Origin of the sequence: Robertmurraya massiliosenegalensis JC6 (genome assembly GCF_000311725.1) — a bacterium.
Taxonomy (GTDB): Bacteria; Bacillota; Bacilli; order Bacillales; family Cytobacillaceae; genus Robertmurraya; species Robertmurraya massiliosenegalensis.
This window is the reverse complement of record NZ_HE978514.1, coordinates 568,535-574,447: the sequence shown is the minus strand read 5'-3', so window position 1 is coordinate 574,447 and position 5,913 is coordinate 568,535. Positions and strand designations below refer to the sequence as shown.

At 39.3% G+C, this 5,913-nt stretch carries 7 protein-coding genes and 1 riboswitch; all 7 genes read left to right on the top strand.

Annotated features, from left to right (window positions below):
• The first annotated feature begins 750 nt into the window (after nt 1–750).
• Nucleotides 751–1,293 (top strand): DUF2179 domain-containing protein, encoded by a 543-nt coding sequence (locus BMSHG_RS16320; RefSeq protein WP_019155530.1) that lies wholly within the window; start codon nt 751–753, stop codon nt 1,291–1,293.
• Nucleotides 1,290–1,490: an NETI motif-containing protein gene (locus BMSHG_RS16315; RefSeq protein WP_019155529.1), complete on the top strand. Its 201-nt coding sequence runs from the start codon at nt 1,290–1,292 to the stop codon at nt 1,488–1,490. Before BMSHG_RS16320 ends, BMSHG_RS16315 begins: the two co-directional genes overlap by 4 nt.
• Before the next feature lie 97 nt (nt 1,491–1,587).
• Nucleotides 1,588–1,688: riboswitch (purine riboswitch) on the top strand.
• A 196-nt stretch (nt 1,689–1,884) separates the two neighbouring features.
• Nucleotides 1,885–2,373 carry a 5-(carboxyamino)imidazole ribonucleotide mutase gene (gene purE, locus BMSHG_RS16310; protein ID WP_019155528.1) on the top strand — a complete coding sequence of 163 codons (489 nt, stop codon included), beginning with the start codon at nt 1,885–1,887 and terminating at the stop codon, nt 2,371–2,373.
• Nucleotides 2,360–3,511, top strand: coding sequence for a 5-(carboxyamino)imidazole ribonucleotide synthase (gene purK / locus BMSHG_RS16305; protein WP_019155527.1), 1,152 nt, complete (start codon nt 2,360–2,362; stop codon nt 3,509–3,511). The genes purE and purK overlap by 14 nt, the downstream gene beginning before the upstream one ends.
• A 4-nt stretch (nt 3,512–3,515) precedes the next feature.
• On the top strand, nt 3,516–4,808 hold the full coding sequence (purB, locus tag BMSHG_RS16300; protein ID WP_019155526.1) for an adenylosuccinate lyase: 1,293 nt from the start codon (nt 3,516–3,518) through the stop codon (nt 4,806–4,808).
• Nucleotides 4,809–4,990: 182 nt separating this feature from the next.
• Nucleotides 4,991–5,710, top strand: coding sequence for a phosphoribosylaminoimidazolesuccinocarboxamide synthase (gene purC, locus BMSHG_RS16295; RefSeq protein WP_019155525.1), 720 nt, complete (start codon nt 4,991–4,993; stop codon nt 5,708–5,710).
• On the top strand, nt 5,703–5,913 hold a 211-nt coding region (gene purS, locus BMSHG_RS26410), incomplete at its 3' end, for a phosphoribosylformylglycinamidine synthase subunit PurS (RefSeq protein WP_019155524.1). The genes purC and purS, both read left to right, overlap by 8 nt.

The window sequence follows — 5,913 nt, the reverse complement described above, 5'->3', positions numbered from 1 at the left end:
TTTGATGGGTGCTCTTTTTTTGATCTTATTCTATAAAATAGGTATTTAAGTGACTGAGTAAGAAAGTTTGTATTTTATAAAGGGCTCATGAGGACAAAGTGAAACAGAGTCACAGGAAAGAATATCCTCATAGAGGGTTCATGAGGACAAAGTCAGGCCAAAACCAGAAAAGTATGTCCTCATAGAGGGTTCATGAGGACAAAGTCAGACGAAATTCATGAAAGCTTGTCCTCATAGAGGGTTCATGAGGACAAAGTCGAACGAAATCGAAGAAAGTTTGTCCTCATAGAGGGTTCATGAGGACAAAGTCAGGCGAAAATCAGAAAAGTTTGTCCTCATAAGGGGTTCATGAGGACAAAGTCGAACGAAAACCAAGAAAGAATGTCCTCATAGAGAGTTCATGAGGACAAAGTCGAACGAAAACCAGGAAAGGTTGTCCTCATAAGGTGCTCATGAGGACAAAGTCAAGCAAGCAGAGTCACAAGAAAGAATGTCCTCGTAACCTGTTCAAGAGAGCAATTTCCAGTCACCGCCCAAAATTCCTTCGTTTTTTTCGATAACAAGAAGGATAATCTAACAGTAATAAACCAATAGCTTCTATATCATACGTGTTCAAATTTGCAAATGCGTAATAATTAGGAATAGGTCACAAGTACTCATCTTTAATTCAAGGCAAAAATGGGTCGCATTAACCCTTTATTTTTAGTACAATGACACTTACATGATTTTGCTTTATTAGGAGGACGTATTGTGTTACAAAATGGACTGGTAATGGTTCTCATCATTCTAGCGATTAATATTGTTTATGTGTCCTTTTTTACAATCCGAATGATTTTGACGTTAAAGGGACAGCGATATCAAGCAGCTTTTATTAGTATGATTGAAGTCGTCATTTATGTCATTGGACTTGGATTGGTGCTGGATAATCTTGATCAAATTCAAAATTTAATAGCGTATGCTGTTGGCTATGGAATAGGTGTTATCGTAGGAATGAAAATAGAAGAGAAACTTGCGTTAGGTTATATTACGGTCAATGTTATTACGAAAGAGTATGATCGAGATTTACCGAGAAATCTTCGTGAAAAGGGTTATGGAGTGACGAGTTGGGCAGCGAATGGTCTTGAGGGAGAACGGATGGCATTGCAGATTCTAACTCCAAGGAAATATGAGCTAAGGCTATATGCAACGATTAAAGAATTAGATCCGAAAGCGTTCATTATAGCTTATGAGCCAAAAGCAATTTATGGTGGATTCTGGGTGAAATCGGTTAGGAAAGGAAAATTGTTTAAATGAGCAAATTGAAGCAGAAGTTTGAGGTACAAGAACATGAGACCATTGACCAATGTTTAGAACGGATCCAGAAAGCTGGTTATATGCCTATCAAAAGAATTGAGAAGCCGATTTTTCAAGAAAATAGGCAAGGAACGGACGTAACATATGAGCCAATTGGACGGCAAATTATTTTTGAAGCAAAAAAAACGGAAGATTAAAACACGAACATTAAAAGAAAAATCTTTTATTATTGTTCGATTATTAGTTGACACTTAGCCCTTATGTTGTTAATATGGTAATGCAAATGGAATAATCGATAAAAAATAAAATTTACCTCATATATAATGGGAATACGGCCCATAAGTTTCTACCCGACAACCCTAAATTGTTGGACTATGAGGAAAGTGAATATGACCGGATAGGATTGGTCTTTTATTGAAGGGCAAAAGCGGACATGATGGATAAAAGACTGTGCGAGCGCAGCCTTTAGTTGATGTCCTCTTGTTTTCTGTGCCTCAATAAACGATTGAATGCCCGGACAGATTGCTTTCCTTCATAGGATATAGCAGTTTGTTCCGGGCTTTTATTATGGCTTAAAAGTGGAGGAGAAAAATGAGTGCACAGGTTGCAGTAATTATGGGGAGTACCTCTGATTGGGAAACGATAAAGCATGCATGTGAAGTATTAGATAAATTAGAGATTTCCTATGAAAAAAAAGTAGTGTCCGCACATAGAACCCCTGATTTCATGTTCCAATATGCAGAGGAAGCAAGAGAACGAGGCTTTCGTGTGATCATTGCAGGTGCAGGTGGAGCAGCCCATCTTCCGGGTATGGTGGCAGCCAAAACAATCCTTCCAGTAATCGGTGTACCGATTCAATCAAAAGCATTAAATGGACTGGATTCCCTACTGTCAATTGTGCAAATGCCAGGAGGCGTTCCAGTAGCAACAGTAGCTATCGGCAAGGCAGGGGCAACAAATGCTGGTCTCCTTGCAGGACAAATCCTTGGTACTACAGACCCTGTATTGGCAGAAAAGCTTGGGAAAATGAGAGATGAAACAAGAGAAAAGGTAATGGAAAGTAGTGATGAACTTGTCTAAAACCATTTTACCTGGACAAACGATTGGAGTCATTGGAGGAGGACAACTTGGTAGAATGATGGCGTTAGCTGCCAAAGAAAAAGGCTATCGCATTGCTGTGATTGATCCGACAGACGATTCTCCATGTGGGCAAGTATCTGATATTAAAATCGTAGCAGATTATCACGATTTACAAGCGATTCAAAAATTAGCAGAAGTTAGTGATGTTATTACGTACGAATTCGAGAATATCGACGCAGTTGCCCTCAAATGGCTTTGTGAGAATGCCTATGTCCCACAAGGAAAAGAAATTTTAGAAATTACCCAAAATAGAGCGACAGAAAAAGCTGCTATCGGGAAAGCAGGTGCAAAGGTAGCACCTTATAAAGTCATTAAATCGATGGAGGACATTTATACACAAATTGATGTCATCGGCTATCCTTGCGTATTAAAAACAGCAACGGGTGGTTACGATGGTAAGGGGCAGCTTGTCATTCACACAAGAGAAGACATTGAAAAAGGCGAACCATTAGTAGCTTCAGGTCTTTGTGTGCTTGAACAGTGGATTTCTTTTGAAAAAGAAATTTCAGTGATCGTTGTGCGTAACCAAAAGGGTGAGACATCTGTTTTTCCAGTAGGAGAGAATATTCATAAGGATAATATTCTTCATGAAACCATTGTTCCAGCAAGAATGACAGTGGAAGCGAAGGAAAAAGCAATAACTTTAGCAAAGGAGCTAGCTCAGTCCTTAAAACTAGTTGGAACGCTTGCGGTTGAAATGTTTTTAACGGCAGACGGCGAAATCTACATAAATGAGCTGGCGCCTAGACCGCATAATTCCGGTCATTATTCCATTGAGGCTTGTGAAACATCCCAATTTGAACAGCATATTCGGGCCGTTTGCAATCTTCCACTCGGAAGTACTGAATTATTAAAGCCAGTTGTGATGGTGAATATTCTTGGTGAGCATCAAGAGCAAATCATTGAAAAAATAGGCGAATATCCAAATTGGAAAATTCACTTATATGGAAAAAAGGAAGCGAAAATTAAACGGAAAATGGGTCATGTGACCATTTTGCATCACTCAATAGAGGACGCCCTTTCTGAAATTGACAACAGTAGAATTTGGGAACAGGCGAAGGAAAGAATCGGAGGATAAATAAATGATCGATCGTTATACAAGACCCGAAATGGGCGCAATTTGGACAGAAGAAAATCGTTTTAAAGCTTGGTTAGAGGTAGAAATACTTGCATGTGAGGCATGGGTTGAACTTGGAGATATTCCAAAGGAAGATGTTCAAAAAATCCGTGAGAATGCGTCATTTGATATTAACCGTATCAAAGAGATTGAAGAAGAAACTCGTCATGATGTTGTGGCATTTACTCGTGCTGTATCTGAAACACTTGGTGAGGAAAGAAAATGGGTTCATTACGGTTTAACTTCAACAGACGTCGTGGATACAGCCTTATCGTATCTCGTCAAGCAAGCCAATGATATTTTATTAAAAGACCTTGAAGGCTTTGTAGAAATTTTGAAAAACAAAGCAAAAGAGCATAAATATACGGTTATGATGGGACGTACTCATGGAGTGCACGCTGAACCAACTACTTTTGGATTAAAGCTTGCTCTTTGGTACGAAGAAATGAAGCGTAATCTGGAGCGTTTCAAGCAAGCTGCAGAAGGAATTGAGTACGGAAAAATTTCTGGAGCCGTTGGAACATATGCCAATATTGATCCATTCGTGGAGAAGTACGTGTGTGAAAAGCTTGGAATTAAGCCAGCGCCTATTTCCACACAAACTTTACAACGTGACCGTCATGCACACTATATGTCTACAATCGCTTTAATCGCTACTTCAGTTGAAAAATTTGCGACGGAAATTCGTGGATTACAAAAGAGTGAAACGCGTGAAGTAGAGGAATTTTTCGCAAAAGGTCAAAAAGGTTCTTCGGCAATGCCACATAAGCGCAACCCAATTGGTTCTGAAAATATGACAGGTCTTGCTCGCGTGATTCGTGGACATATGGTAACGGCTTATGAAAATGTTCCACTCTGGCATGAACGTGATATCTCTCATTCGTCTGCAGAGAGAATCATTTTACCAGACGCAACGATTGCCTTAAATTACATGTTAAACCGTTTTGGAAACATCGTGAAAAATTTAACGGTCTTCCCAGAGAACATGAAACGCAATATGGATCGTACGCTTGGACTTATTTACTCTCAACGTGTCCTACTTGCGTTAATCGATAAAGGTTTACCACGTGAAGAAGCGTATGATACGGTGCAACCGAGAGCGATGGAAGCTTGGGAAAAGCAAGTACCATTCAGAAGCTTAATTGAAGCAGATGAGAAAATTACAGCGAAGCTATCTCCAGCAGAAATTGAAGATTGTTTTGATTACAATTACCACTTAAAGCATGTAGATACGATTTTTGATCGATTAGGTTTATAAGAGGTTCCATTCTTTTGACTTTGAGAATTATCTAGTTCCAGCGCCTATCGCCTATCAAACTTCAGGTCCTCTCCCTACGATAAGTCAATCTCACCGGATTGACTTTATCGAAAGAACAGACCATTCCAGTTTGTACGGCGATGACCATGGCGCATCCACTTTTAATATAGGAGGCTCTCCACATGGAAAAAAGAGCGTTATTATATGAAGGAAAAGCGAAAAGGGTTTATCAAACGGATGATGAAAATCTCGTATGGCTTGAATATAAGGATTCTGCTACAGCCTTTAATGGTGAAAAGAAAGCGCAGATTACGGGTAAGGGAAAGCTCAATAACGAGATTACGAGCTTAATATTTTCAAAGTTAGAAAAAGAAGGAATTGCCTCTCATTTCGTTGAGAAACTATCTGAGACAGAACAACTTGTGAAAAAGGTGACGATTATCCCTCTAGAAGTAGTCGTACGCAATGTGGCGGCAGGTAGCTTTTCCAAAAGATTAGGGATTGAAGAAGGAAAACCTCTCTCAAAGCCGATCGTCGAGTTTTACTATAAAGATGATGCTTTAGGGGACCCACTGATTACAGAAGACCATATCGAAGAAATGCAGTTAGCTACGAAAGAAGAGGTAGCTCTTTTAAAAGAAAAGGCATTACACATAGATGAAGTATTATCAAAGTTATTTCTTGAATTAAATATTCGTCTCATCGACTTTAAGTTGGAATTCGGGAAGGATGCACAAGGTGAAATCGTCCTTGCGGATGAAATCTCTCCAGATACTTGTCGCCTATGGGATAGCAACACAAATGAAAAGCTTGATAAAGATGTATTCCGTCGTAATTTAGGAAACTTAACAGATGCTTACGAAAACATTCTTGCGAGACTTGGAGGTCCATCACATGTATAAAGTAAAAGTTTATGTAACGTTAAGAGAAAGTGTACTTGATCCACAAGGAGCTGCGGTAAAGCACTCATTACAGTCATTAAGTTATAACGAAGTATCAGACGTTCGAATTGGAAAATACATGGAGTTAACGATTGAAAAGTCAGAACGTAATGTGGAAGATGTCGTAAAGGAAGTGTGTGATCGCCTCCTAGCAAACCCGGTTA

What these genes read in the sequence shown, in the direction of transcription:
- BMSHG_RS16315 (WP_019155529.1), top strand. Translation starts at nt 1,290, where the DNA reads ATGAGCAAATTGAAGCAGAAGTTTGAGGTACAAGAACATGAGACCATT.
- purE (WP_019155528.1), top strand. Translation starts at nt 1,885, where the DNA reads ATGAGTGCACAGGTTGCAGTAATTATGGGGAGTACCTCTGATTGGGAA.
- purK (WP_019155527.1), top strand. Translation starts at nt 2,360, where the DNA reads ATGAACTTGTCTAAAACCATTTTACCTGGACAAACGATTGGAGTCATT.
- purB (WP_019155526.1), top strand. Translation starts at nt 3,516, where the DNA reads ATGATCGATCGTTATACAAGACCCGAAATGGGCGCAATTTGGACAGAA.
- purC (WP_019155525.1), top strand. Translation starts at nt 4,991, where the DNA reads ATGGAAAAAAGAGCGTTATTATATGAAGGAAAAGCGAAAAGGGTTTAT.